Below are 25,777 nucleotides of genomic sequence, written 5' to 3' on the forward strand. Positions count from 1 at the left end.
CGGGGCCGAAGCCGGTACCCTAGGAAATCTTTTGTTCCTGTTACTGGCGGCACGCCCATGTTGTTCCAGCACGTAGCCATCGCCGGCCTCGCCCACATCGACGCCCCGCGTCGCCTGTCCTCGGACGAGATCAACGCCCGCCTGAAGCCGACGCTCGACCGCCTCGGCATCAAGACCGATGTCCTCAAGGACATCGCCGGCATCCACGCCCGCCGGCTGTGGGACGGCGACATGCAGGCCTCCGATGCCGCCACCCTCGCAGGCGTCAAGGCGCTGGCCGACGCCGGCATCGACCCGGACAAGGTCGGCCTGCTGGTCAACACCTCGGTCAGCCGCGACTACCTCGAGCCGTCCACGGCCTCGATCGTCAGCGGCAACCTGGGCCTGCCCGACACCTGCCAGAACTTCGACGTCGCCAACGCGTGCCTCGCCTTCATCAACGGCATGGACATCGCCAGCCGCATGATCGAGCGCGGCGAGATCGACTACGCCCTGGTGGTGGACGGCGAGACCGCCGACCTCGCCTACGAGAAGACCATCGAGCGCATGACCCGCGCCGACGTCACCGACGAGGACTTCCGCAACGAGCTGGCCACGCTCACGCTGGGCTCCGGCGCCGCCGCCATGGTGCTGGCCCGCGCCGAACTCGCCCCCGGCGCTCCGCGCTACAGGGGCGGCGTGACCCGCGCGGCCACCGAGTGGAACAAGCTCTGCCGCGGCAACCTCGACGGCATGATCACCGACACCCGCCTGCTGCTGATCGAGGGCATCAAGCTCGCCACCAAGACCTTCGAGGTCGCCAAGCAGAAGCTGGGCTGGGTGGCGAGCGAGCTCGACGAGTTCGTGATCCACCAGGTCAGCAAGGTGCACACCGCGGCCTTCACCAAGGCCATGGGCATCGACCCGAAGAAGGTCATGACCATCTTCGGCGAGCACGGCAACATCGGCCCGGCCTCGGTGCCGATCGTGCTGTCGAAGCTGCGCGAGGAGGGCCGCCTGAAGAAGGGCAACCGCATCGCGCTGCTGGGCATCGGATCGGGGCTGAACTGCTCGATGGCCGAGGTGGTCTGGTAAGTCCGGGCCACATCGCAGCGTGACCGGGGCCGGCCTGTCCGGCCCCGCGTCGTTTCAGGGGCGCGCGTGCGCCGCATCGACTGGCACCGCGGCATGGGGGTGGCGCCGGCCATCACTGCGTCGGAGAGGCCAAGGTCTGCCATGGAATTCGGTTTCGAGGTCTTCGCCCTGCTGGCGCTGGCGGCGTTCGTCGCCGGCACCATCGACGCGCTGGCCGGCGGCGGCGGGCTGATCACCATCCCCGCGCTGATGGCTGCCGGCATCCCGCCGGTGCAGGCCATCGCCACCAACAAGCTGCAATCGAGCTTCGGCACCACCAGCGCCGTGCTGGCGTTCGCGCGCCAGGGGCGCATCGACTTCCGGCGCTTCCTGTGGCCCGCGGTGGGCGCGTTCGCCGGCTCGGTGGGCGGCGCGATCGCAATCCAGCTGGTGGATCCCTCGTTCCTGGCCGGCCTGGTGCCGGTACTGCTGGTGGCGATGGCGTCCTACTTCCTGCTGGGCCCGAAGGCCAGCGAAGCCGAACGCCACGCGCGCCTGGGGCAGGCGGCGCTGGTCACGATCATGTTCGCGCTGGGTTTCTACGATGGCTTCTTCGGCCCCGGCACCGGCTCGTTCATGGCGACCATGCTGGTGGCGCTGTTCGGCTTCGGCCTGGTGTCGGCCACGGCGCATACCAAGCTGCTGAACCTGTCGAGCAACATCGCGGCCCTGGCGACCCTGGTCATCGGCGGCCAGGTGCTGTGGACGGTGGGCCTGGTGATGGCGGTGGCGAGCATTGCCGGCGGCCAGTTGGGTGCGCACCTGGCGCTTGGCAAGGCCGGCGCCCGCCTGATCCGGCCGTTGCTGGTGGTGATGTCGCTGGCGCTGACGGCGAAGCTGCTGATGGAGCCGGGGAATCCGCTGGTGGGGTGGGTGAGGGGGCTGGTGGGCTGAGGGCGGTTTGTGCCGGATTCCGGCCAACCGTTACCTAGCCGGATCCGCGTCCGGCTAAGTAACGCTGCGAGTCACTTTGACAACAGATGTTGATCTAAGTAACGATTCAGCGACTATCAGTTCCCTGGAGGGCTCCATGGTCAGGAAGACCGGGCATTACGTCACCAGCACACTGAATGGGCAGTCGTACCAGGCATTCGTACCTGCGCCCTTGCCGCCCGATCCACCGCTCCAGCTCAACCACGATCTGGCCAACCTGCGCGACAAGGCCCTGGTGGCGCTGGGCGAGCTCAAAGGCATCACGCGCATCCTCCCGGACGCACGACTGTTCCTTTACCAGTACGTGCGCAAGGAAGCCCTCCTGTCCTCGCAGATCGAGGGCACGCAATCCTCGCTGTCGGACCTGCTGCTGTTCGAGTTGGATGAAGCGCCGGGCGTACCGCTCGACGATGTGCGCGAAGTTTCGAATTACATCGATGCCCTGGAACATGCGTTGCAGCGCGTGCGCGATGGTTTCCCGCTGTCCCTGCGCCTGCTGCTGGAGATGCACGAGCACCTGCTCCGTCGTGGGCGCGGGGCAGGAAAGGCGCCCGGACAGTTCCGGCGCACGCAGGTGTGGCTGGGAGGACCCAGCCCGGACCGCGCGCAATTCGTGCCCCCGCCCGCCAATCATCTCGACACATGCCTTGGCGAGCTGGAACGGTTCCTGCACGCGACCGAGGACGGCATATCACCGCTGGCGCGCGCTGCCCTTGCGCACGTGCAGTTCGAGACGATCCATCCCTTCCTGGACGGCAACGGCCGGCTTGGGCGTTTGTTGATCGTGCTGATGCTCTTCGATGCCGGACTGCTGGAGGAGCCCTCCCTCTATCTCAGCCTCTATTTCAAATCCCGTCGTGAGGAGTACTACCAGCGACTGGACGCCGTCAGGACGCAGGGTGACTGGGAAGGGTGGCTCGGTTTCTTCTTCGATGGCGTGGCCGCGACCTCGGGCCAGGCCGTGGATACGGCGCAACGGCTGCTGCGCCTGTTCCAGGACGATCGCGACCGTCTCCGCGGTGCCGGCCGCATCGCCGGCACCGCGTTGCAGCTGCATGAAGCGTTCACGCGCAATCCCCTGAGGACAACGGCGCGGCTGTTGCAGGAAACCGGTCTGTCGAAACCGGCGATCGCCCGAGGGCTGGACGCGATGCAGGCACAGGGCGTGATCCGCGAGATCACCGGGAAGCAGCGCTACAGGATCTTTGCCTACCAGCCCTATCTCGACATCCTCAGCGAAGGCGCGCAACCGCTGTGAGCAACGTCAAGGTCAGCCTGTAGGGCCCGTGCCTTGGGCGTTTGCGCATCGTTGGGCCATGCAGATGATAACGCTGGTCCGAGGCTCTGCTTGAACCCGTCGCATGCTACTGCTCAACGCGAAAGCTCCCGCAGCAAATCCCGATGGAACCGCGCCGGGTCCTGGATATGCGGCGAATGCCCCAGATCCTCGTACTCCACCAGCACGGCGCCGGGGATTTCTTCCGCGGCCCGACGTCCCAGCGCCCGGTAATCCCCAAGCTTCGCCTGCACCTCCGGCGCCGCCGCGCCCTTGCCCAGCGCGGTCCGGTCATGCACCCCGATGAACAGCGTCGTCGGAACCCGCAGCAACGGAAGCTCGTACACCACCGGTTGCCCCATCAGCATGTCGAACGTCAGCGCCTGGTGCCATGCGACGACCTCGCGGCCCGGGCCCGCGTACATGCCGGCCTGCATCCTCGCCCAGCGCTCGAACTCCGGGCGCCATTCGCCTGCGTAATACACCGTGGTCTGGTAGTCGCGGATGCTGTCGTAGCTCGTGCGCAGTTCCGATGCGTAGACCTGCTCCACCGGCTGGTAGGGCACGCCCTCCGCCTTCCAGTCCTCCAGGCCGATGGGGCCGACGAGGGCCAGGTGTTCGACGGTGTCTGGATACATCAGCGCGTAGCGCATCGCCAGCATCCCGCCCATGGAGTGGCCGACCACCACGCTGCGCTCGATCCCGAGCGATGCGAGCAGGCCGCGGGTGTTGTGCGCCAGGCCCGCGAGCGCGTACTGGTAGCCGTCGGGCTTGCTGGATTTGCAGAAGCCGATCTGGTCGGGCGCGATCACGCGGTAGCCGGCGTCCGCCAGCGCGGCGATGGTCTGCTCCCAGGTGGCGGCGCAGAAGTTCTTGCCATGCAGCAGCAGCGCGGTGCGGCCGTTGGCCTCGCCGGTCGGCGGCACGTCGAGGTAGGCCATCTCCACCTGCTGGCGCTGCGACGCGAACGCGTGCGTGCGCACCGGATGCGGGTAGTCGAAGCCTTCCAGCCGCGGGCCGTAGCCCGCGGCGTCGTCAGCCGTCGCGGCGGCGGCGATGCCGACCGTACCGAGGAGACTGGCGATCAGGATCACCGCGCTGCTCATCCGGACCCGCTTGCCCATGTCCTTCTCCTGGTCGATGGCGCTACCGGGCGTCAGTGCGTCCCGCAGCACTTCTTGTACTTCTTCCCGCTGCCGCAGGGGCAGGAGGCGTTGCGCTCCGGTGCCGCGTCGCGGCGGATCGGCGTGCGCGGGGTCAGCGCCTCCACCCGGTGGTGGTTGAGGTCGGCCATCATCCCGGGGATGTCGATGACGATGCCCAGGCGTTCGCGGTAGCCGACGGGCATCGCTTCGGCGGTGGGGTCCTCGGGATTGATGGCTTCGCCGCTGGCCAGCCGGTCCAGGCCGTCGAAGATGTCCTCGATCCACTCGTGTCCATCCAGCCATGCATCCCACTCGGCTTCGCGCAGCATCACCGCGGAGAAGAAGCCCTGGGCCCAGTCGGCGCCGACGTCGAGTTCGTCTTCGTGCAGCGCGTCCTCGCCGGTCAGCTCGGGGTCCTCGGGCAGCCACATCAGCGGCGCCAGGTGGTCGGGCAGGTCGCCTTCGTCGTAGCGCACGCGCGCGGTGCACATGTTCAGGTGGCCAAGCAGCAGCTGCTGGACCTCGTCCGCCTCGGCGGCGTCGTCCCAGGTCGGCGCCTTGCCGCCCCAGACCACGGGCTGCCATTCCTCCGGCGGCACGGCCGAAGGCGAGACCGCCAGCGCGGTCAGGAAGCCGTCCAGCGCTTCGAGGTTGAAGCCCTTGAATGGCACGGCGCGCCGGTCGAGGAGGTCGGACAGGCGCTCGATGTCGGCTTCGTCGAGATACGTCTTGGCGTGGGATGGGGACATGGACGTCGGGTGCGGGAAGTGAACGTGCATGGTAGTCGCCCCTTCGCGCGCCCGGGACGCATCGGGCATCAGCCCCCGGCGACCGCGGCCTACAATGGCGGCCGCCGTCCGCCAAGGTGTCCACGATGCAGTTTCCGGGCTATCCCGCCACCCGCCACCGCTTCCAGGTCCGCCCCGGCATCGAGCTGAGCTATCTCGACGAAGGCCCGCGCGATGGCGAGGTCGTGGTCATGGTCCACGGCAATCCGTCGTGGAGCTATTACTGGCGCACGCTGGTGGCCGGCCTCTCGGACCGCTACCGCTGCATCGTGCCGGACCACGTCGGCATGGGGCTTTCCGACAAGCCCGACGACGCGCCCGACGCGATCCCGCGCTACGACTACACCCTGCAGTCACGGGTCGATGACCTCTCCGCGCTGCTCGAGCACCTGGGCATCGACGGCCCGGTGACGCTGGCGGTGCACGACTGGGGCGGGATGATCGGCTTCGGCTGGGCGCTGTCGCACCAGGCGCAGGTGCAGCGGCTGGTGGTGCTCAACACCGCGGCCTTCCCGATGCCCGAGGCCAAGGCTATGCCCTGGCAGATCGCGCTGGGCCGCGACTACACCATCGGCGAGATGGTGATCCGCGGCTTCAACGCGTTCTCGTCCGGCGCGTCGTGGCTGGGCGTGGAGCGCAGGATGCCGGCCGCGGTGCGCCGCGCCTACGTGGCGCCCTACGACAGCTGGAAGAACCGTATTTCCACGGTGCGCTTCATGCAGGACATCCCGCTGTCGCCGAAGGACCGGGCGTGGCCGCTGCTGGAGGAATCCGGCCGGCGGCTGCACGAGTACGCGGGCCTGCCGGCCTTTATCGGCTGGGGGCTGAAGGACTTCGTGTTCGACCATCACTTCCTCGAGCGCTTCCAGGCCGAACTGCCGGGTGCCGAGGTCATGGCGTTCGACGATGCCGGGCACTACGTGCTGGAGGACAGGCACGAGGTGCTGGTGCCCGCGATCCGCGACTTCCTCGACCGCAATCCCATTCCGTCCCCCAGCCCCTGAAGCCTCCCCGCCCCTGCCCCTCTTGTAGGAGCAGCTATAGCTGCGACCCGGGGCATCTGGTCGCAGCTATAGCTGCTCCTACAGGAGGGTGGCGGGGTCGGGTGGCGCGGGTCAGGGGGCGTCGGTCAGACGGCCATCAGACGGCGATCAGGCCGCGATCGGCGGCGGCAGCGCGGGCGGCGGGGTGCCGCGGTCGTTGGGGTTGTCGCTGCCGTCGGGATTGCCGTCGCGGTCGTTGGCCGCGGCTTCGCGCCAGATCCAGTCGGCCGGGGTCAGCGGCGGCAGGCCGTGGGCGAGGCGGGCCTGGTCGCACTGGCGGCTGGGCTGGCCGGATTCCCAGGAGGCCGCCACGTCGCGGCAGGCCTGCGGACGCACCGGGTGGATGCTGCAGCGCGAATATCGGCCGATGTCCGCATCCAGGGCCACGCAGCGCGGATCGCCGCCGCCTTCGGTGCCGTGCATGGCGCGTTCGTGGCTGCGCAGCGGGACGGTCAGCTCCGCGGGCACCAGGCCGCCCAGCGCGGGCTCGGCTTCGGACCAGTGGAAGCTGACGCGGTAGTGGGCGCAGCAGGCGCCGCAGCTGAGGCAGGGATGGGGCACGCGGGCGATTCGCGGGGCGGCGGGCGCGGAATTCTTCGGCAAGCCGCGGTGGTGTGCAAGGGGAGGACGTTCGCCGGTGCCGCTCGGCAGCGGCGACACCTCGCCCAACCCATGTGCCTGGTGCCGTCCGCGCTGGTCGCTTCCCGGCTTCCTGTAGGAGCAGCTACAGCTGCGACCCCCTGGACTCAGGCACCAGCGCGCGCCGCCTCCAGGCCCTGCTGCCAGAAGTCCGCCTCGAGGCGGGCGGCCTTGCCGAAGATGCCGACCAGCTCGCCGAAGCGGGCGTCGCTGCCGTAGCGGCGCCCCAGGTCCTCCAGCCAGTCGTGCGCAGCCTTGCCGGCCTGCTGGAAGGCGTCGCCGGAATACTCCGCGATCCAGTCGCGGTAGGGATGGTCGGCGCGGACCGCATCGATGCCGTCGGGCGCGAGCCTGCGTCCGATCTCGGCGTAGCCCAGGGTGCAGGGGATCAGCGCCACCTGCAGGTCGAGCAGGTCGCCGGACATGCCGACGTCCAGCACGTAGCGGGTGTAGGCCACGGTGGCCTGCTGTTCTTCGGTGGCTTCGACGTCGGCGGCCGACAGGCCCCAGCGCTCGCAGACGCGCAGGTGCAGGCCCATTTCGTCCAGGATCGCGGCCAGGCCGCCGCGCGCGGCCTGCATGTCGGCCAGGGTGCGGCTCTTGTATGCGGCCAGCGCATGCGCGCGCGCGAACTGGATCAGGAACAGGTAGTCCTGCACCAGGTAGTTCCGGAACGCGGCCTGCGGCAGGCTGCCATCGCCTAGGCCGCGGACGAAGGCGTGGTCGACGTAGGCGTTCCAGTCCTCGGGGGCGGCGGACTTCAGGCGCTCGAGCAGTGACATGGACGGACTCCGGAGCGCGGCGCCAGCCGCGGGGGCCGGCGATTGTCGGCCATCGCCGCGGACGCGGCCAGGGTCGCGGCATGAACCCGACGCGGCTGACGGGCGATAATCCAGGCATGACCGACGCCTGCAACATCGCCGCGGCCCTGCCGCGCATGGCCGCCGAGGTGCCCGAGCGGATCGCCATGCGCTGCCCCGGCCGCGATGGCCGCTACGACGTGGCGATCAGCTACCGCGAACTCGACCGCCGCAGCGATGCCATCGCCGCCGGCCTTGCGAAGCGCGGCATCGGCCGCGGCAGCCGCTCGGTGGTGATGGTGCGGCCGACGCCGGAGTTCTTCCTGCTGATGTTCGCGCTGTTCAAGGCCGGCGCGGTGCCGGTGCTGGTGGACCCGGGCATCGACAAGCGCGCGCTGAAGCAGTGCCTGGACGAGGCGCGGCCGGACGCCTTCATCGGCGTGCCGCTGGCGATGTTCGCGCGCGTGCTGCTGGGCTGGGCGAAGTCGGCGCGGCTGCGCATCGGCACCCGCCGCGCGCTGTTCGCCGATGCCACCCTGGCCGAAATCGAGCGCGAGGGGCAGGGCGCAGGCCCGCAGCTCACCGCCACCGCGCCCGACGACGTCGCCGGAATCCTGTTCACCAGCGGCTCCACCGGCGTACCCAAGGGCGTGGTCTACCGCCACCGCCACTTCGTCGCCCAGGTCGACATGCTGCGCGAGGCGCTCGGCATCACCGCCGACGGCGGCGTCGACCTGCCGACCTTCCCGCCGTTCGCGCTGTTCGATCCGGCGCTGGGCATGACCTCGATCATCCCCGACATGGATCCCACGCGGCCGGCGAAGGCCGATCCGCGCAAGCTGCACGCCGCCATCGAGCGCTTCGGCGTGACCCAGCTGTTCGGCTCGCCGGCGCTGATGCGGGTCCTGGCCGACCATGGCCAGCCGCTGTCGACCGTCGCCCGCGTGACCTCGGCCGGCGCGCCGGTGCCAGCCGACGTGGTGGCGAAGATGCGCATGCTCCTGCCTGCCGACGCCGGGTTCTGGACGCCCTACGGCGCCACCGAGTGCCTGCCTGTGGCGGTGATCGAGGGCCGCGAGCTGGTGACCCTGCGCGAGCGCACCGCGACCGGCGCCGGTACCTGCGTCGGCCGCCCGGTGCCGCCGAACGAGGTCCGCATCATCCGGATCACCGACGAGGCGATTCCCGAATGGTCCGATGCGCTGCTGGTGAAGCCCGGCCAGGTCGGCGAGATCACCGTGGCCGGGCCCAGCGCCACCGACACCTATTTCAGGCGCGAGGCGCAGACGCGGCTGGCGAAGATCGCGGAAACGCAGCCGGCGGCGGCCGGTGGCGAAGGCGCCCGCCGCATCGTCCACCGCATGGGCGACCTCGGCTATGTCGACGCCGAAGGCCGCCTCTGGTTCTGCGGGCGCAAGTCGCAGCGCGTGGTCACCGCGGCGCGCACGCTGTGCACCGAACAGGTCGAGCCGGTGTTCGATACCCATCCCGAAGTCCGCCGCACGGCGCTGGTCGGCATCGGCGAGCGTGGCGCCCAGCGGCCGCTGCTGTGCGTGGAGTTGAACGCCGGCATCGCGAAGGCCGAGCGCGCGCGCATCGCCGACGAGCTGCGCCACCTCGGCGAAGGCTTCGTGCACACCGCGCACGTCGACACCTTCGCCTTCCACCCCGCGTTCCCGGTCGACATCCGCCACAATGCGAAGATCGGCCGCGAGAAGCTGGCCGTCTGGGCCGCGCGCGAACTCCGCGCCGGCAGGGCTTTCGAACCGGCGACCGCGCCGGACTGACGGCAGCGAGGAACGAGGTGCGGGTACTGGTCACCGGCGGCGGCGGATTCCTGGGGCAGGCGCTGTGCCGCGGCCTGGTCGAGCGCGGCCACGATGTCTCGAGCTTCAACCGCGGCCACTATCCGGAGCTCGACGCCATCGGCGTGCGCCAGCTCCGCGGCGACCTTGCCGATCGCGACGCCGTGATCGCCGCCTGCGCCGGCATGGACGCGGTGCTGCACAACGCCGCCAGGGCCGGCGCCTGGGGCAGCTACGACAGCTACCACCGCGCCAACGTCATGGGCACCGGCCACGTGCTGGCCGGCTGCCGCGAGCACTTCGTGCCGAAGCTGGTCTACACGTCCACGCCCAGCGTGACCCACCGCGCCACCCATCCGGTCGAGGGCGGTACCGCCGACACCGTGCCCTACGGCGAAGACCTGAAGGCTCCGTACGCCGCGACCAAGCTGATCGCCGAGAAGATCGTGCTGGCCGCCAACGACGAGTCGCTCGCCACCGTCGCGCTGCGTCCGCGGCTGATCTGGGGCCCCGGCGACAACCAGCTGGTGCCGCGCCTGGCAGAGCGCGCGCGCGCCGGGCGCCTGCGCTTCGTCGGCGACGGCCTCAACCGCATCGACACCACCTATATCGACAATGCCGCCCAAGCGCATTTCGACGCGCTGGAGCACCTCGGCATCGGGGCCGCCTGCGCCGGACGCGCCTACTTCATCAGCAATGGCGAGCCGATGCCGATGCGCGACATCCTCAACGGCCTGCTGCGCGCGATGGGCGCGCCCGAGGTCACGGCCACGCTGCCGTTCCCGGTGGCCTACGCGATCGGCGCGGCCTGCGAGGCGGCCTGGCCGCTGCTGCGCCTGCGCTCGGAGCCGCCGCTGACCCGCTTCCTGGCCGAACAGCTCAGCACCACGCACTGGTACGACATGGCGCCGGCCACGCGTGACTTCGGCTATGTGCCGCGGGTGTCGATTGCCGAGGGGCTCGAGCAGCTGGCGGCGTCGCAGCGCGGTACCGTCACTTCCTGACGACCGCGGCTTGGCAACCATGGTCCCAGCCGTCCGCGTTCCGACGGACTGGAGAACCGACATGCTCAGCTATGCCGTCATCTTCCTGGTCATCGCCGTCATCGCCGCCGTCCTCGGCTTCAGCGGCATCGCCGGCGCCGCCAGCAACATCGCCTGGATCCTGTTCCTGGTGTTCCTGGTGCTGGCCGCGATCTCGTTCTTCCGCGGCCGGAAGGTCTGAACCACGCCGCCGCGACGGCCATCGTGCCGTCGCGGCGGCGGCGCGGGGCGGGCCGCTACAATGCCGGCCATGGCCCCATCCCCATCTCCCCTGTCCGGCTTGACGCCGCTGGCCGGCCGCGCGCTGGAGTCGGCGCTCAACCGCGCACTGTCCCTCGATGACGACACCCGCCAGGCGCTTTCGCGGCTGGACGGACGCCGCGTCGCCCTGCACCTGGCCTCGCCGCCGCTGGCGATGTCGATCCGCGTGGACGGCGAGGCGCTGCGCGTCGGCCCCGCCGACGGGGCCGGCGAACCGGACCTCGCCGTGCGCACCACGCTGGGCGGCCTGCTGGGCCAGCTCCGCGGCCTGCTGGCGCCCGGCGACGACCACCACGCCACGCCCAGCGGGCGCCTGCGCATCGAGGGCGACGCCGAACTCGCGCGCGCGCTGCAGCGGCTCGCCCAGCGCTTCGATCCCGACTGGCAGCGGCCCTTCGTCGCCGCCTTCGGCGAGGTGGTGGGCGTGCAGGTGGCCAACGCCGCCGCGTCCGCGCTGAAGGGCGCGCGCCGTGCCGGCCAGGGGTTCGCGTCCACCGCCGCCGAATACGTGGTGGAAGAGTCGCGCGACGTGGTCGGCCGCCTCGAGCTGGAAGCCTTCCACGACGACGTCGACGTGCTGCGGGACGACGTCGAACGCCTGGCCGCGCGCGTGGCCCGCCTGGCCGTGGCCGGGGGCGCGCGGTGAGGTCGGCGCTGCACGCGCTGAAGATCGGGCGCGTCCTGCTCCGCTACCGCCTGCACACCCTGGCCGAGGGCACCCCTGCCGGCCGCTGGCTGTGGCTGCTGCGGCCCTTCGTGCCGCGCGCCAGCCGCGAGGTCGCCGACCTGCCGCGCGGCGCGCGCGTGCGCCTGGCGCTGCAGGAGCTGGGGCCGATCTTCGTCAAGTTCGGCCAGGTACTGTCCACGCGCCGCGACCTGGTACCGCCCGATGTCGCCGACGAGCTGGCGCTGCTGCAGGACCAGGTGGCGCCGTTCGACGGCGAGCTGGCGCGCGCGATCGTCGAGCGCGAACTCGGCCGCCCGGTGGCCGAGGCCTTCGCGCGCTTCGACACCGTGCCGCTGGCGTCGGCCTCGGTGGCGCAGGTGCATGCCGCGTTGCTGCCAGTCACCGGCGACGCACCCGCGCGCGAGGTCGTGGTGAAGGTGCTGCGCCCCGGCATCGACGCCCGCATCGACGCCGACATCCGCCTGCTGTCGCACATCGCCGGCTTCGTCGAGCGCACGCATCCGAACGCCGACAGGATCCGCCCGCGCGAAGTGGTGGACGAGGTCGCGACCACGCTGGCCGCGGAGCTCGACCTGCAGCGTGAGGGCGCCAATGCCTCGGTGCTGCGCCGCCACTGGGACGGCTCGCCCGACCTGTACGTGCCGGCGCCGGTGTGGTCGCACAGCACCGAGCGCATCCTCACCCTCGAGCGCGTGAGCGGCATTCCCAGCGACGACCTGGCGGCGATCGAAGCCGCGGGCATCGACCGGAAACTGCTCGCGGCCAAGGCCGTGCGCGTGTTCTACACCCAGGTCTTCCGCGACAACTTCTTCCACGCCGATGCGCACGCCGGCAACATCTGGGTCGACGACAACCCGTCGCGGCGGCTCAACCCGCGCTTCATCGCGCTGGACTTCGGCATCGTCGGCCAGCTCTCCGGCGACGACCAGTACTACCTCGCCGAAAACTTCATGGCGATCTTCAACAAGGACTATCGCCGCATCGCCGAACTGCACGTGCAGGCCGGATGGATGCCGTCGGAGCTGCGCCTGGACGAGCTCGAGGCCGCGGTGCGCGGCGTCTGCGAGCCCTATTTCACGCGGCCGCTGTCGGAGTTCTCGCTGGGCGAGGTGCTGTTGAAGCTGTTCCGCACCGCGCAGCGCTACCAGTTGACCCTGCAGCCGCAGCTGATCCTGATGCAGAAGACGCTGCTCAACGTGGAAGGCGTGAGTCGCCACCTGGATCCGGAGATCGACATCTGGGCGGTGGCGCGGCCGGTGCTGGAGCGGATCCTGGCCGAGCGCTACAGCCCGCAGCGGCTGGCCAGCGAGTTCCGCAAGCGGCTGCCGGAACTGGCCACGCGCACTCCGGAGATGCCCGGCCTGGTGCACGCCTGGCTGACCCAGCAGGTGCAGGGCCGGCACCTGCTGGGCATGCATTCGAAGGAGATGGCCGAGCTGGTGGAAGTGATGCGCGCGATGCAGCGCCGCACCGTGGCCGCGATCCTGGGCGTGGGCCTGCTGGTGGTGGCCGCGGTGCTGTATGGCCTCGAGGCCGGTGGCCCGCGGCTGTGGTCGGTGCCGGTGACGGCGTGGATTGCCGGCATCGGCGGCCTCTGGGCGCTCATCGCCGCCCGCCCGCGCTGACCGCGGCCATGGCCGATCCCGGAAACACCGTGCCGCCGGATTCTCCCTCGGCGCCAACCCGCTTGCCGCAAGTTTCCTCGGCGCCGACTTCCTCGCCGCCAACTCCCTCGCCACAAACTTCCTCCTGTAGGAGCAGCTATAGCTGCGACCCGCAGCAGGTCGCAGCTGTAGCTGCTCCTACAAGGGGGCGCGAGGTCGCAGCTATAGCTGCTCCTACAGGGCACGAGGTACGGACGGTGGAGACGCAGGCACTGGACGTGCTGCATCTGGAAGAAGGATTCGCGGTCGTCGACAAGCCCGCCGGCCTGATGGTCCACGACAGCGAGCTCGCCCGCGGCGAGGACGACTTCGCCGCCGATCGTCTGCGCGAACAGTTCGGCCGCCCGATCTTCCTGGTGCATCGCCTCGATCGCGCCACCAGCGGCTGCCTGCTGCTGGCCTTCGACCGCGACACCGCCTCCGCACTCGGCAAGTCCCTGATGGCGGGCGATGTCGACAAGGCCTACCTCGCCGTCTGCCGCGGCTGGCCGGCCGAAGCGGCCTTCACCGTCGACCATCCGCTCGACGGCGGCCCGGGCAAGCCGCAGAAGAAGCCGGCGGTCACCCGCTTCGAGCGCCTCGCCACCGCCGAGCTGCCGATCCCCTCGGCGGGCTTCGAGACCTCGCGCTACGCCGTGCTGCGCGCCTGGCCGCACACCGGCCGCTTCCGCCAGATCCGCCGCCACCTCAAGCACCTCTCGCACCACCTGATCGGCGACACCAGCCACGGCGACGGCCGCCACAACCGCAGCTTCCGCATGATGGGCATCCACCGGATGCTGCTGCACGCCGAGCAGCTGGCCTTCCCGCATCCGCACGATGCGACCAGGCGCGTGCAGGTGACCGCGCCGCCGGACGACGACTTCGCGCGCGCTCTGGCATTCTTCGCGCAGTCCTGACCGCAGCGTCCTGCCGCCGCTGCCGCGAGCCGGCGATGATCGTCAGGCCACCGGATCCCGACGCATGACCGCCACGCCGAATCCCATCGAAATCCCCGAAAGCGAGCTTGTCGAGCGCTTCGTGCGCGCGTCCGGCCCCGGCGGCCAGAACGTCAACAAGGTCGCGACCGCGGTCGAGCTGCGCTTCGACATCGCGAACTCGCCGTCGCTGCCCGATCCGGTGCGCGAGCGCCTGCTCGCCCGGCGCGACCGCCGTGTCACCGATGACGGCGTACTGGTGATCAGCGCCCAGCGCTTCCGCACCCAGGACCGCAACCGCCAGGACGCACGCGAGCGCCTGGCGGCGTTCATCGAGGCGGGTCTGCGGGTCCCGAAGCCGCGCGTCGCCACGAAGCCCTCGCGCGCATCGAAGGCGCGGCGCCTGGATGCCAAGCGCGAGCGTAGTACGATCAAGCGTGGACGCGCCGGGCGCGACTGGGACTGACAGCGCCACCGGGGGGAGGCCATGACCGCAACCAGCGACGACATCCTGCCGGGGCTCCCGCCCGGGGTGCCGCGGGTGAAGCCGAACCGTTTCACGCGCTGGTTCGGCCGCAGCATCCTCCGCCTCGGCGGCTGGCGCCTGGTCGGCGAGTTCCCCGACGAGCCGCGCGTGGTCCTGATCGGCGCGCCGCACAGCTCGAACTGGGACGGCATCTGGGGCTTCGCCGCCAAGCTGGGGCTCGGCCTGGACATCAAGATCCTCGGCAAGCGCGAGCTGTTCTGGTGGCCGCTGAGCCTGCTGCTGGACGCGCTGGGCGTGATCGCGATCGACCGCGGGCGCTCGTCCGGCGTGGTCGAGCAGGCGGCCGCGATGCTGCGCGGCCACGAGCGGTTCTGGTTCGGCCTCGCGCCCGAAGGCACGCGCAAGCCGGTGGAGCACTGGAAGAGCGGTTTCCTGAAGATCGCGCGCGCGGCCGACGTGCCGGTGCTGCCGGTGTATTTCCACTATCCCCACAGGGTCATCGGCGTTGGCCCGCTGTTCCACGTCGGCGACGACACCGAGGCCGACATGCGCCGCATCCGCGAGTGGTACCGGCCGTGGCAAGGACGCAATCGCGGTACGGTCTGAGGTTTTTGCGGCGGGGTCCCCGCGCTGTCGCCGCATGATGCATTCCAGGAGCAGGGCATGAAGCGATTCGATCGAGTGCGTGCGACCGTTGCGGTGCTGGCCGGGGCAGTGCTGCTGGGATGTGCCGCAGTCGCGGGAGCAAGCACGGGTACCGGTGCCGATGCGCCAGGCAAGGCGAATGTGGATACGGTGCACGCGCAGGGTGCCGATGCATCCACGACCCCCGGTCCTGGCGCGGATTCGCGAACGGGCCCGGCCGCAGCGCCGGTGCTCGCCATCCACGGCGGCGCGGGCGTGGTGCGTGCCGGGCTTTCGGACGAGGACCAGGCTGCCGCGCGCGCGGGCCTCGAACGCGCCCTGCTGGCCGGCCACGCGAAGCTCCGGACCGGCGCGCCGGCGCTGGATGCCGTGGTCGCGGCGATCACCGTGCTCGAGGACGATCCCGCCTTCAACGCCGGCCGCGGGGCGGTGTTCACCCACGAGGGCCGCAACGAACTCGATGCCTCGCTGATGGACGGGCGCGACCGCAATGCCGGCGCCATCGCCGGCGTGCAGCGCGTGCGCAACCCGATCCTGCTGGCGCGCGCGGTGATGGAACGGTCGCCGCACGTGATGCTGGCCGGCCGCGGCGCGGAGGCCTTCGCCGAAGGGCAGGGCATCGAGCTGGTCGATCCCTCGTACTTCCGCACCGAGCGCCGCTGGGAGCAGCTGCAGCGCGCGCTGCGCAAGGAGGCCGCGGACGGTGCGGAAGCTGGTGCCGGCCTGGGCATCGACGCGGATGCCGGCGCCGATGCCGTCACTGCGGGCGTGCCCGCGGCGGATCGCGAAGGCCTCAAGTACGTCGGCACGGTCGGCGCCGTGGCGCTCGACGCGGGCGGTCACCTGGCGGCCGGCACCTCCACCGGCGGTATGACCAACAAGCGCTGGGGCCGCATCGGCGACTCACCGGTCATCGGCGCCGGCACCTGGGCCGACGAAGGCTGCGCGGTGTCCGGCACCGGCTGGGGCGAGTTCTACCTCCGCACCGCCGCCGCGCACGAAGTCTGCGCCCGCGTGCGCCATCGCGGCGAGGACATCGCCACCGCCGCGGAGGCCGTGATCAATGGCGAGGTGGTGCAAGCCGGTGGCGATGGCGGCGCGATCGCCCTCGACGCGAAGGGTCGCGTCGCCTTCCCCTTCAACACCGAAGGCATGTACCGCGGCTGGATCGGCGCAGACGGCGTGCCGCGCGTCGCGGTGTTCGCCGACGAAGCACTGGTGATGCCGGGGGATTAGGCGTTTCGCCACGGATTTGCGCGGATGGGCCGCAGGTCTGCGCCGATAGAGCAGGGGCGGGGAGAGCTTTTGGCCACGGATTTGCGCGGATTACGCGGATCTCGCCGAGGCAAGCCTGTTGCAAAGTCCATTGTGGAAAAGGCACGTGCAGGGCGTTTGGCCCGGGTCCGCCGCGGCCTGATCTGCGTAATCCGCGTAAATCCGTGGCAATAAACGCTTTTTCTCTATCGGCACAAATCCGCGGGAAACGCTTCTCCCGGCCTCAGCGCTCCGAATGCCCGGGATCCTCATGGCTCCTGCGCACGAACAGGTCCGGCCCGATCAGGTCGATGAAGGCGCGCGCCTGCGGGGACAGCACCTTGCCCTTGCGCACCAGCACGCCGTAGCTGCGCGCCGGGAACCAGGCGTCGAGCGGCCTGATCGCGAGCTGCGCCGCGTCGGCCTCGTCCAGGCAGATCGAACTGACGATCGAGATGCCCAGCCCCATCGCCACGTACTGCTTGATCACCTCCCAACCGCCGACTTCCAGCGACACCGTGTAGGGCACGCGCGCCTGCTGGAACACCAGGTCGACCAGGCGCCAGGTCACCTGGCGCTGCGGCGGCAGGATCAGGCCGTGCTTCGAGATGGCTTCGAGGGTCAGCTGCGGCATGGTCGCCAGCGGGTGGTCGCGCGGCGTGATCAGCATCGGGGTGAACGAGTACACCGGCACGTAGCTGAGGTCGGCCGGGACGTCGAGCATCGAGCCGACAACCAGTTCCACCGTGTCCGCGCGCAGCAGGTCGGTGCCGTCGGCGCTGATGGTGTTGTGCAGGCGCAGGCGCACCTCGGGGTGCTGGTCGCGATACGCGCCGACGATCCGCGGCAGCAGGTAGAGGATGGTCGAGCTGTTGGCGGCGATTTCAAGTTCGCCGGCGTCCATGCCCGCCAGCTGGCGGCGGAAGGTGGCGGGCAGGGCGTCGATGCCCTCGACCAGGGGGCGGGCGAGTTCGTACAGGGCTTCACCCTCCGCGGTCGGCAGCAGGCGGCGGCCGCTGCGCTCGAACAGGCGCACGCCCATCTCGCGCTCCAGGGCCTGGAGCTGCTGGCTGACGGCGGGCTGGCTGACGTAGAGCGCCTCCGCCGCGCGCGACACCGAGCCCAGGCGCGCGACCTGGCAGAAGGCCCGCAGCGGCTTCAGGCGGTCGCCCTTGTAGGCGAAACGAGGCGTGGAAGATGGGCTCAAGACCGCGTTCCGCCTTGGATATAAGCCAGCCTTATCAATTCCATTGTTATATCTGTTTTGTCAAATACTCCGGGTGCGGGGATGGTGGCTGCCCGACCCGCCTCCGGAGCCGACATGTCCGCAGCCCCCCATCTCGTCGTCGCCGATGTCCGCCTCGCCGCCGGCGCGGCCGCCGCGCCCGAGCTGCTGGACGAGCGTGCCTTGGCTTTCCTCGCCGGCCTGCACCAGCGCTTCGAGCCGCGCCGCCAGGCGCTGCTCGCCGCCCGCCGCGAGCGCCAGGCCTTCTTCGACGCCGGTGGCCTGCCGGACTTCCGCGCCGAAACCCGCGCCATCCGCGAGGATGACTGGCGCGTGGCGCCGCTGCCGGCCGCGCTGCGCGACCGCCGCGTCGAGATCACCGGCCCGGTGGACCCGAAGATGGTCATCAACGCGCTCAACTCCGGCGCCAGCTGCTACATGGCTGACTTCGAGGATTCGACCGCGCCGACCTGGGATGCCCTGCTCACCGGCCAGCGCGCGCTGCGCGAGGCGATCGCCGGAACCCTGGCCTTCGACGCCGACAACGGCAAGGCCTACCGGATGAAGCCCGAAGGCGAGCGCGCGGTGCTGATCGTGCGCCCGCGCGGCTGGCACCTGGACGAGAAGCACCTGCTGGTCGACGGCGAGCGCATCAGCGCCAGCCTGTTCGACGCCGGCCTGTTCTGCCTGGGCAACGCCGCCGCGCTGGCGGCGAAGGACCGCGGGCCGTACCTGTACCTGCCCAAGCTGCAGTCGATGGAGGAGGCCGCGCTCTGGGACGAGGTGCTGGCGCACATCGAGCAGGTGCTGGACCTGCCCGAGGGTTGCATCAAGGTCACCGTGCTGGTGGAGACGCTGCCGGCGGTGTTCGAGATGGACGAGATCCTTCACGCACTGCGCGGCCGCGTCGCCGGGCTCAACTGCGGGCGCTGGGACTACATCTTTTCCTACATCAAGACCTTCCGCACCCACCGCGACCGGGTGCTGCCCGAGCGCGGACAGGTGACGATGACCCAGCCCTTCCTGAAGGCGTACTCCGAACTGCTGGTGCGCACCTGCCACCGCCGCGGCGCGCACGCGATGGGCGGCATGGCGGCGCAGATCCCGATTTCCGGCGACCCGGAGGCGAACGAGGCCGCGCTGGCGCGCGTTCGCGCCGACAAGGAGCGCGAGGCGGCGGCTGGCCACGACGGCACCTGGGTCGCGCACCCGGCGCTGGTGCCGATCGCGAAGGCGATCTTCGACGCCGCGATGCCCGGGGCGAACCAGCACGGCGTGGCGCGCGAGGACGTCGTCGCCGACCGCGATGCGCTGATCGCGCCGTCGCGCGGAACGATCACCCGCACCGGCTTCGAGGGCAACGTCGAAGTCTGCGTGCGCTACCTCGCCGCCTGGCTCGACGGCAGCGGCTGCGTGCCGATCCACTGGCTGATGGAGGACGCCGCCACCGCCGAGATCGCGCGTTCGCAGCTGTGGCAGTGGCTGCACGTGACCGACCGCGGCGGCGAGCCGCTGTGCCTGGACGACGGCACAGTAATCGACGACTGCCTGTTCCAGCAGACGCTGCTGAACCTGCCATCGCGCCTGGCCGCGCAGGGGCCGATCCCGGGCGCCGGCCGCGTTGCCGAAGCCACCGCGATGCTGGAGGCGCTGACGCGCAGCGACGTGCTCGAAGAGTTCCTGACCATCTCCGCCTACGAACGCCTTTCCTGACGGTTCCACCCGAATCCCCCTGACGGCCTCCCCCGAACTCTTTCCCTGGCGGCGTCATCCGAATCCTCCCCTGACGGCCTCACCCGAAATCTCTCCCTGTAGGAGCGGCTACAGCCGCGACCCGGACCCCCGATCGCCGCCACGGCGGCCCCGCAGGGTGACCCACCCGAACCCCACCGGAGATCCCGCATGAGCACGAAGCTTCCGACCGCCGACCAGCTCCGCCACCAATGGAGCACCGACCCGCGCTGGGCCGGCATCGCCCGCAACTACTTCGCCGATGACGTGGTGCGCCTGCGCGGCACCGTGCACGTCGAGCACTCGCTCGCCCGCCTTGGCGCGGAGAAGCTCTGGGCCTCGCTGCACGAGCGCCCCTACGTCAACGCGCTCGGCGCGCTCACCGGCAACCAGGCCATGCAGCAGGTCAAGGCCGGGCTGAAGGCGATCTATCTGTCCGGCTGGCAGGTGGCGGCGGACGCGAACCTCGCCGGCCAGATGTATCCCGACCAGTCGCTGTATCCCGCCGACTCGGTGCCCGCGGTGGTCAGGCGCATCAACAACGCCCTGCTGCGCGCCGACCAGCTGCAGCATGCCGAGGGCGATGACTCGATCGACTTCCTGCAGCCGATCGTGGCCGACGCCGAAGCCGGCTTCGGCGGCGTCCTCAACGCCTTCGAGCTGATGAAGGCGATGATCGAGGCCGGTGCCGCCGGCGTGCACTTCGAGGATCAGCTGGCATCGGTCAAGAAGTGCGGCCACATGGGCGGCAAGGTGCTGGTGCCCACGCGCGAGGCGGTGGAGAAGCTCAACGCCGCGCGCCTGGCGGCGGACGTCATGGGCGTGCCGACCCTGATCGTCGCCCGCACCGACGCCGAGGCCGCGGATCTCCTGACCAGCGACATCGACGACAACGACCGCCCGTTCACGACCGGCGAGCGCACCGTCGAAGGCTTCTACAAAACCCGTAACGGGCTGGACCAGGCGATCAGCCGCGGCCTGGCATATGCGCCCTACGCGGATCTCGTGTGGTGCGAAACCGGCAAGCCCGACCTCGGCTTCGCGCGCGCCTTCGCCGAAGCCATCCACGAGAAGTACCCGGGCAAGATGCTGGCCTATAACTGCTCGCCGAGCTTCAACTGGAAGAAGAACCTGGACGACAGCACGATCGCGAAGTTCCAGGACGAGATCGCGGGCTATGGCTACAAGTTCCAGTTCATCACCCTGGCCGGCTTCCACGCGCTGAACTACTCGATGTTCAACCTGGCGCACGGCTATGCGCGCAGGCAGATGAGCGCCTTCGTCGAGCTGCAGGAGGCGGAGTTCGCCGCGGCCGACAAGGGCTTCACCGCGGTGAAGCACCAGCGCGAAGTGGGCACGGGCTACTTCGACGCGGTGACCCAGGCGATCCAGCAGGGGCAGTCATCGACGACTGCGCTGACCGGGTCGACGGAAGAAGAGCAGTTCCAGGAGGCCGCCGCCTGAGCAGGGCCCAACGAGGCCGCGTCTTTCCATCGAGCCCCGGCCTTCCTCGAAGCCGACCTCTTGCAAGGCGAGGGAAGTACCCGTGAAGCGGGAGATGGGGGCAATCCGGGGGCATCGCGACAACAATGCCGTGGCATCGCCCAAGCAAAGCGCCGCCGCACGCTTGCAGCGGCGCTTCGTTCCGACACTCCGGCAAGCTGCGCCCCCATCTGCCCTTAGGGCATCTTCCCCGCGTTCCGGGGGAGGAAGTCCAAGTGCTGGCGGGACGGTTCCGGCTATTCGGAGAAGACGGCAGTCAGAACGGGACGATTCTTGCTTCCGTGACGTGCGCGATCCGGCTGCCATCCCAGTGGTACTGCAGATGCGGCCCCTGGTGCACCGGCTTCAGCACGTCGGGGTGGAAGGCCGCGACGCAGGTGCCGCCCGGCGCGCGCACGCTGTCGTAGACGATGCCGTTGCCGCCGTCCGCGCGCAGCTCGACCGCGAAGCGCTGGCTGGCGACATAGCTGTCGGGGTCGTGCAGCGCGGGATATCCGCCGCGGATGTCGTGCAGGCGGCTGTCGATTTCGCCGACGTAGCAGCGCATGTCCAGGACGCAGGCGGGCTCGTCCGTGCTGCGCAGGAAGCGCTCGCGGTGGAACACCGTTTCCGCCACGGCGGTCTGCTGCTCGCGGGCGCAGTAGTAGACGCCGTACCAGCCCGGGGTGAAGCGCGAGCCTTCCGGGTTGAGGTGGGTGAAGGCCGCCATGATCGGTGTGGTGCCCGGGCCGGCGATGCGCCGCTCCGGCGGCACCAGCGCGATCGCGCCCAGGGCATCGCGCATGCGCGGGTTGGTCATCGCCTCCAGTTCGTGCAGGGCCTCGATGTCCGCCGGGTCGGCGATGGTGTCGAAGACGCCCACCGGCGGGAAGCGGCTGGACACGATCCGGTACGTCGACCGGAAGCGCACGCGAGTGGCTTTCGCGGCCTGCATCAGCCCCAGCCCCGCTGGGCGTCGAGGTACTGGCGCACCACGAACAGGTCCGCCACCTGGCCGCCGAGCATCCGGTCCAGGGCCGAGCGGCCGCCGAACAATGGCGCGTCGTTGGCGCGGCTGATCCAGGCATCGGCCTGCTGTTCGTTGCCGAAGATCAGGTGCAGGGCCTTGTAGATGCCGAGGATGTAGCTGATGCGCTCGAGCACGTCATGCGGGAGCTGGCCGGAGAGGTCGCGCTTCCAGCGATAGAACGTGGAGCGGCCAGGACTGCCCAGGAGCACGCGCTCCTGCTCGTTGCCCAGGCCCCACTGGTCGGCAATGTTGAAGAAGGCACGCAGCGCCGGGCCGGCAAGGTCACGGCGGACGGGGGCTTCGGCGATTCGGAGTTGGGTCATGACAACCGTCCTCTTCAGGACTGGTTAAAGACCTTAGTCCCTATCGGGACTTCGTGCAAGCCGATCTTCCAGCGCCGGTTCAGGCCGCGGCCGCCTGCGTCCGCGGATCGAAGCCGCGATAACCGAGCGCCTCGGCCAGATGCGGGCTGCCGATGGCTTCGCTGCCGGCAAGGTCGGCGATCGTCCGCGCCACGCGAAGGATCCGGTGCATCGCGCGCGCCGACAGCTGCAGGCTGTCAATCGCGCGCTCCAGCAATGCCTGGTCGTTGGCGGCCAGGCGGCAGTGGGCGGCGGTGCCGGCCTGGTCGAGGTGGGCGTTGAGCACGCCGGCGCGGTCGAGCTGCAAGCCGCGCGCGGCCTCGACGCGGGCGCGGACGACGGCGCTGGGTTCGCCCGGCGGGGCGTCCGGGCGAAGCTCGGCCGGAGCCATGCGCGGCACCTCGACGTGCAGGTCGATGCGATCGAGCAGCGGGCCGGACACGCGCATGCGATAGCGCTGCACGGCGTCGACGCCGCACTGGCAGCGGCCGGAGGCGTCGCCGGCCCAGCCGCAGGGGCAGGGGTTCATGGCGGCGACCAGCTGGAAGCGCGCCGGGAATTCGCTTTGCCGCGCCGCGCGCGAGACGGTCACGGTGCCGGATTCCAGCGGTTCGCGCAGCACTTCCAGCGCGTGGCGGCTCCACTCGGGCAGTTCGTCCAGGAACAACACGCCGTGGTGCGCGAGCGAGATCTCGCCCGGCCGCGGTTCGCTGCCGCCGCCGGCCAGTGCGATCGCGCTGGCCGTGTGATGGGGCGCGCGAAACGGCCGTTGCCGCCAGCGTGCGGGATCAATGCCGCGTCCGCTGACCGAGGCGATGGCCGCGGTCTCCAGCGCCTCGGCCTCGCTGGCCTCGGGCAGGATGCCGGGCAGGCGCGAGGCGAGCAGGGTCTTGCCGCAGCCCGGGCTTCCGGCCAGCAGCAGGTGGTGGCCTCCCGCGGCCGCGATCTCCAGCGCACGCCGCGCGCGCAGCTGGCCGCGCACGTCGGCCAGGTCGGGGATGCCCGGTGCCGGACCGACGGCTTCGGCATCCGCCACCGCCTTCGGCAGGGAGCGCTGCCCGGCCACGTGCGCGCAGACCTCCGACAGCGTGCGCGCCACCCGCACGTCCACGCCGCGGGCCAGCGCGGCTTCGGCACCGTTCGCGGCCGGCACCACCAGCACGCGCCCGGCTTCGCCGCAGGCCAGTGCCGCGGGCAGCACGCCGTCGACCGCGCGCAGCTCGCCGGTCAGGCCGAGCTCGCCGACGAATTCGTGCCCCGCGAGGGCGTTACGCGGCAGCTGTTCGCTGGCGGCGAGGATGCCCAGTGCGATGGGAAGATCGAAGCGACCGCCGCCCTTGGGCAGGTCTGCCGGCGCCAGGTTCACCGTGGTGACCCGCGGCGGAAACTCGAACTGCGCGCAACGGATCGCGGCGCGCACGCGGTCTTTCGATTCGCGCACCGCCGCCTGCGGCAGCCCGACCATCGACATCCTCGGCAGGCCGCCGCTCATGTAGACCTCGACGGTCACTTCAGGCGCGCGCACGCCGGCGCGTGCACGGCCGTGCACGATCGCGAGTCCCGCCATGGCGGTGGCCTCAGTGCGGCTGTTGAGGCTGCGGCGGTGCCGCGGCCGCGGTGCCGCCGCTGGTGCCGAGCTGGGCCTCAAGCTGCGCGACCTGTGCCTGCAGCGCTTCGAGCTTCTCGCGCGTGCGCAGCAGCACCGCCTGCTGCACGTCGAACTCCTCGCGGGTCACCAGGTCCAGGCGTGCCAGCCCCGCCTGCAGCACGGACTTGAAGTTCTCCTGCAGCTCTTCGCGGCTCTCGCGCAGGCCGGGGGGCACCAGGCCGCTGAGGCGCCGGGCGAGGTCGTCGATGTGTCCGAGGTCGATCATGGGAGGTTCTCCGGTGTGGCCTGCAGCGTGGCCGGGGCGCTGGCCGCGCGCCATCGGGCGCAGGCGCGCGTGGGGGTGGGAAAAGGCCCGTCCGACGCCCGGGCCGCGGTATCCTGCGCGCTCTGCAAGCGGAGGCCGCGTGATGAAGATGATCATGGCGATCATCAAGCCGTTCAAGCTCGACGACGTGCGCGAAGCGCTGTCGGAGGCCGGCGTGGCCGGCATCACCGTGACCGAGGTGAAGGGCTTCGGCCGCCAGAAGGGCCACACCGAGCTCTACCGCGGCGCCGAGTACGTGATCGACTTCCTGCCCAAGATCAAGCTCGAGGTCGCGGTCACCGACGACCAGGCCGAGCTGGTCACCGAGGCCATCCTCAAGGCCGCCTCGACCGGCAAGATCGGTGACGGCAAGGTCTTCGTCTACGAGCTCGAGCGCGCGGTGCGCATCCGCACCGGCGAAATAGACGGCGACGCGCTGTAAGCCGCCGCAGCGGCCGCACGACTCGATCTCCATGCTCCGACGCCCCCTGACGCCGGCCGAGCGCATCGGCCTCTCGATCTCGCTGGCCACCGGCCTGTACGGCATTTCCTTCGGCGCGCTGGCGGTGGCCGCCGGGCTGACGTTCTGGCAGACGATGGCGCTGAGCCTGCTGATGTTCACTGGCGGCTCGCAGTTCGCGTTCATCGGTGTGGTTGGTGCCGGGGGCGCAGGAGCCGCAGCGCTTGGCGCCGCCAGCCTGCTGGGCGTGCGCAATGCGGTCTACGGCATGCAGCTCAACCGCCTGTTCGCGCCGCGCGGCTGGCGCCGGCTGGTGGCGGCGCACCTGACCATCGACGAATCCACCGCCGCCGCCACCGGGCAGCGCGATCCGGCCGAGCAGCGCCGGGGATTCCTGAGCGCGGGCGTCGGCGTGTTCGTGGCCTGGAACCTGTTCACCGCCGTCGGCGCGCTGGCCGGCGACCTGCTGGGTGATCCGAAGCGCTGGGGCCTGGACGGCGCCGCGGTGGCGGCCTTCCTCGCCCTGCTGTGGCCGCGGCTGCGCGGGCGCGAACCGGTGGCGCTGGCGGTGGCCTGCGCGCTGGCCACCATCGTCGCGCTGCCGTGGCTGCCGGCGGGCGTGCCGATCCTGGTCGCCGCCGCGGTCGCCACCGCCTGGGCGCTGCTGCGGCCGGTGCCGTCGCAATCGGAGCCGGACCCGCAGCCGCAGTCGGAGCCGCAGCCGCAGCCGCAGCGCGAGGGTTGCGGCTGATGTCGATGTGGGGCTGGATCCTGCTGGCCAGCGCGGTGGCGTGGCTGACCAAGCTTGCCGGCTACCTGGTGCCCGCGCGCTGGCTGCAGGGCCCGCGCATGGTGCGCGTCGCCGCGCTGCTGACCATCGGCCTGCTGGCGGCGCTGACCGCGAGCAACGCCTTCGCGTCCAGCGGCGGCCTGGCGCTGGATGCGCGCGCCGGCGCGCTGCTTGCCGCGGCGCTGGCGCTGGCCTGCCGGCTGCCGTTCATCGCCGTGGTTGTAGTGGGTGCCGCGGCAGCCGCGGCCCTGCGCGCGCTTGGCCTGCCCTGAGCGCGCCGCGC

At 70.7% G+C, this 25,777-nt stretch carries 26 protein-coding genes and 1 pseudogene; 18 read left to right on the top strand and 9 right to left on the bottom strand.

The window, feature by feature from the left end:
* Positions 1-57: 57 nt before the first annotated feature.
* The 3 genes from IE168_RS10505 to IE168_RS10515 all read left to right on the top strand — a co-directional run bounded on the left by IE168_RS10505 (position 58) and on the right by IE168_RS10515 (position 3,304).
* Positions 58-1,074: a 3-oxoacyl-ACP synthase III gene (locus tag IE168_RS10505; protein WP_189498034.1), complete on the top strand. Its 1,017-nt coding sequence runs from the start codon at positions 58-60 to the stop codon at positions 1,072-1,074.
* Positions 1,075-1,215: 141 nt separating this feature from the next.
* Positions 1,216-2,007: a TSUP family transporter gene (locus IE168_RS10510; RefSeq protein ID WP_189498036.1), complete on the top strand. Its 792-nt coding sequence runs from the start codon at positions 1,216-1,218 to the stop codon at positions 2,005-2,007.
* A 136-nt stretch (positions 2,008-2,143) separates the two neighbouring features.
* Entirely contained in the window at positions 2,144-3,304 is a 1,161-nt protein-coding gene (locus IE168_RS10515; RefSeq protein WP_189498038.1) for a Fic family protein, read from the top strand.
* A gap of 113 nt (positions 3,305-3,417) precedes the next feature.
* Here IE168_RS10515 and IE168_RS10520 read toward each other — a convergent pair whose 3' ends face one another.
* Positions 3,418-4,446 (bottom strand): alpha/beta fold hydrolase, encoded by a 1,029-nt coding sequence (locus IE168_RS10520; protein ID WP_229823409.1) that lies wholly within the window; start codon positions 4,444-4,446, stop codon positions 3,418-3,420.
* Positions 4,447-4,478: 32 nt separating this feature from the next.
* Positions 4,479-5,216, bottom strand: a complete 738-nt coding sequence (locus tag IE168_RS10525) for a UPF0149 family protein (protein WP_189498040.1) — start codon at positions 5,214-5,216, stop codon at positions 4,479-4,481.
* Positions 5,217-5,341: 125 nt separating this feature from the next.
* Between IE168_RS10525 and IE168_RS10530 the strand changes: the two genes are divergently transcribed.
* Positions 5,342-6,259: an alpha/beta fold hydrolase gene (locus IE168_RS10530; protein WP_189498042.1), complete on the top strand. Its 918-nt coding sequence runs from the start codon at positions 5,342-5,344 to the stop codon at positions 6,257-6,259.
* A 147-nt stretch (positions 6,260-6,406) separates the two neighbouring features.
* On the opposite strand, the gene IE168_RS10535 is transcribed toward IE168_RS10530, so the two are convergent.
* Together IE168_RS10535 and IE168_RS10540 are read right to left on the bottom strand one after the other, a co-directional pair.
* Positions 6,407-6,859 (bottom strand): YkgJ family cysteine cluster protein, encoded by a 453-nt coding sequence (locus IE168_RS10535; protein ID WP_189498044.1) that lies wholly within the window; start codon positions 6,857-6,859, stop codon positions 6,407-6,409.
* Positions 6,860-7,044: 185 nt separating this feature from the next.
* Positions 7,045-7,719: a TenA family protein gene (locus IE168_RS10540; RefSeq protein ID WP_189498046.1), complete on the bottom strand. Its 675-nt coding sequence runs from the start codon at positions 7,717-7,719 to the stop codon at positions 7,045-7,047.
* Positions 7,720-7,835: 116 nt separating this feature from the next.
* Between IE168_RS10540 and oleC the strand changes: the two genes are divergently transcribed.
* From oleC to IE168_RS10585, 9 genes and pseudogenes are all read left to right on the top strand, one after another.
* Positions 7,836-9,524, top strand: coding sequence for an olefin beta-lactone synthetase (gene oleC / locus IE168_RS10545; RefSeq protein ID WP_189498048.1), 1,689 nt, complete (start codon positions 7,836-7,838; stop codon positions 9,522-9,524).
* A gap of 17 nt (positions 9,525-9,541) precedes the next feature.
* Positions 9,542-10,546, top strand: coding sequence for a 2-alkyl-3-oxoalkanoate reductase (oleD, locus tag IE168_RS10550; protein WP_189498050.1), 1,005 nt, complete (start codon positions 9,542-9,544; stop codon positions 10,544-10,546).
* Between the two features lie 61 nt (positions 10,547-10,607).
* The gene (locus IE168_RS10555) at positions 10,608-10,766 is read left to right on the top strand and encodes a DUF1328 domain-containing protein (RefSeq protein ID WP_189498052.1); all 159 of its coding nucleotides are present in this window, start codon (positions 10,608-10,610) and stop codon (positions 10,764-10,766) included.
* A gap of 69 nt (positions 10,767-10,835) precedes the next feature.
* Positions 10,836-11,492, top strand: a complete 657-nt coding sequence (locus IE168_RS10560; protein ID WP_189498054.1) for a ubiquinone biosynthesis accessory factor UbiJ — start codon at positions 10,836-10,838, stop codon at positions 11,490-11,492.
* Complete coding sequence (ubiB, locus tag IE168_RS10565; protein WP_189498057.1) at positions 11,489-13,159, top strand: ubiquinone biosynthesis regulatory protein kinase UbiB; 1,671 nt, start codon at positions 11,489-11,491, stop codon at positions 13,157-13,159. Before IE168_RS10560 ends, ubiB begins: the two co-directional genes overlap by 4 nt.
* 278 nt (positions 13,160-13,437) lie before the next feature.
* Positions 13,438-14,097, top strand: a pseudogene (locus tag IE168_RS10570) (pseudouridine synthase); the annotation flags it as partial.
* Between the two features lie 64 nt (positions 14,098-14,161).
* Positions 14,162-14,581 (top strand): alternative ribosome rescue aminoacyl-tRNA hydrolase ArfB, encoded by a 420-nt coding sequence (gene arfB, locus IE168_RS10575; protein ID WP_189498059.1) that lies wholly within the window; start codon positions 14,162-14,164, stop codon positions 14,579-14,581.
* A 21-nt stretch (positions 14,582-14,602) separates the two neighbouring features.
* Positions 14,603-15,208 (top strand): lysophospholipid acyltransferase family protein, encoded by a 606-nt coding sequence (locus IE168_RS10580; protein WP_189498064.1) that lies wholly within the window; start codon positions 14,603-14,605, stop codon positions 15,206-15,208.
* A gap of 267 nt (positions 15,209-15,475) precedes the next feature.
* Positions 15,476-16,483: an isoaspartyl peptidase/L-asparaginase family protein gene (locus IE168_RS10585; RefSeq protein WP_229823411.1), complete on the top strand. Its 1,008-nt coding sequence runs from the start codon at positions 15,476-15,478 to the stop codon at positions 16,481-16,483.
* A gap of 262 nt (positions 16,484-16,745) precedes the next feature.
* Here the strand turns inward: IE168_RS10585 and IE168_RS10590 are convergent, their stop codons facing one another.
* Positions 16,746-17,708: a LysR family transcriptional regulator gene (locus tag IE168_RS10590; RefSeq protein ID WP_189498069.1), complete on the bottom strand. Its 963-nt coding sequence runs from the start codon at positions 17,706-17,708 to the stop codon at positions 16,746-16,748.
* 114 nt (positions 17,709-17,822) lie between these two features.
* Here IE168_RS10590 and aceB point away from each other — a divergent pair, with 114 nt between their 5' ends.
* Positions 17,823-19,439: a malate synthase A gene (aceB, locus tag IE168_RS10595; protein ID WP_189498070.1), complete on the top strand. Its 1,617-nt coding sequence runs from the start codon at positions 17,823-17,825 to the stop codon at positions 19,437-19,439.
* Positions 19,440-19,628: 189 nt separating this feature from the next.
* A complete protein-coding gene (gene aceA / locus IE168_RS10600; protein WP_189498072.1) occupies positions 19,629-20,921 on the top strand; it encodes an isocitrate lyase in 1,293 nt (430 codons plus the stop codon).
* A 295-nt stretch (positions 20,922-21,216) separates the two neighbouring features.
* Here aceA and IE168_RS10605 read toward each other — a convergent pair whose 3' ends face one another.
* The 4 genes from IE168_RS10605 to ubiK all read right to left on the bottom strand — a co-directional run bounded on the left by IE168_RS10605 (position 21,217) and on the right by ubiK (position 24,205).
* Entirely contained in the window at positions 21,217-21,894 is a 678-nt protein-coding gene (locus tag IE168_RS10605; RefSeq protein ID WP_189498074.1) for an RES family NAD+ phosphorylase, read from the bottom strand.
* Positions 21,894-22,292: an MbcA/ParS/Xre antitoxin family protein gene (locus IE168_RS10610; RefSeq protein ID WP_189498076.1), complete on the bottom strand. Its 399-nt coding sequence runs from the start codon at positions 22,290-22,292 to the stop codon at positions 21,894-21,896. The genes IE168_RS10605 and IE168_RS10610 overlap by 1 nt, the downstream gene beginning before the upstream one ends.
* Positions 22,293-22,371: 79 nt before the next feature.
* The gene (locus IE168_RS10615) at positions 22,372-23,898 is read right to left on the bottom strand and encodes a YifB family Mg chelatase-like AAA ATPase (protein ID WP_189498078.1); all 1,527 of its coding nucleotides are present in this window, start codon (positions 23,896-23,898) and stop codon (positions 22,372-22,374) included.
* Between the two features lie 10 nt (positions 23,899-23,908).
* A complete protein-coding gene (gene ubiK / locus IE168_RS10620; protein ID WP_189498080.1) occupies positions 23,909-24,205 on the bottom strand; it encodes a ubiquinone biosynthesis accessory factor UbiK in 297 nt (98 codons plus the stop codon).
* A gap of 142 nt (positions 24,206-24,347) precedes the next feature.
* On the opposite strand from ubiK, the gene IE168_RS10625 reads away from it, so the two are divergent.
* Genes IE168_RS10625 through IE168_RS10635 form a run of 3 tightly spaced genes read left to right on the top strand, consistent with a single transcriptional unit; the run spans position 24,348 to position 25,766 of the window.
* Positions 24,348-24,686: a P-II family nitrogen regulator gene (locus tag IE168_RS10625; protein ID WP_189498082.1), complete on the top strand. Its 339-nt coding sequence runs from the start codon at positions 24,348-24,350 to the stop codon at positions 24,684-24,686.
* Between the two features lie 31 nt (positions 24,687-24,717).
* Positions 24,718-25,455 (top strand): AzlC family ABC transporter permease, encoded by a 738-nt coding sequence (locus tag IE168_RS10630; RefSeq protein ID WP_189498084.1) that lies wholly within the window; start codon positions 24,718-24,720, stop codon positions 25,453-25,455.
* The gene (locus IE168_RS10635) at positions 25,455-25,766 is read left to right on the top strand and encodes an AzlD domain-containing protein (RefSeq protein ID WP_189498086.1); all 312 of its coding nucleotides are present in this window, start codon (positions 25,455-25,457) and stop codon (positions 25,764-25,766) included. The genes IE168_RS10630 and IE168_RS10635 overlap by 1 nt, the downstream gene beginning before the upstream one ends.
* The last annotated feature ends 11 nt before the right edge of the window (positions 25,767-25,777 follow it).

The sequence above is a fragment of the Luteimonas padinae genome, from assembly GCF_014652935.1.
Lineage (GTDB): Bacteria > Pseudomonadota > Gammaproteobacteria > Xanthomonadales > Xanthomonadaceae > Luteimonas > Luteimonas padinae.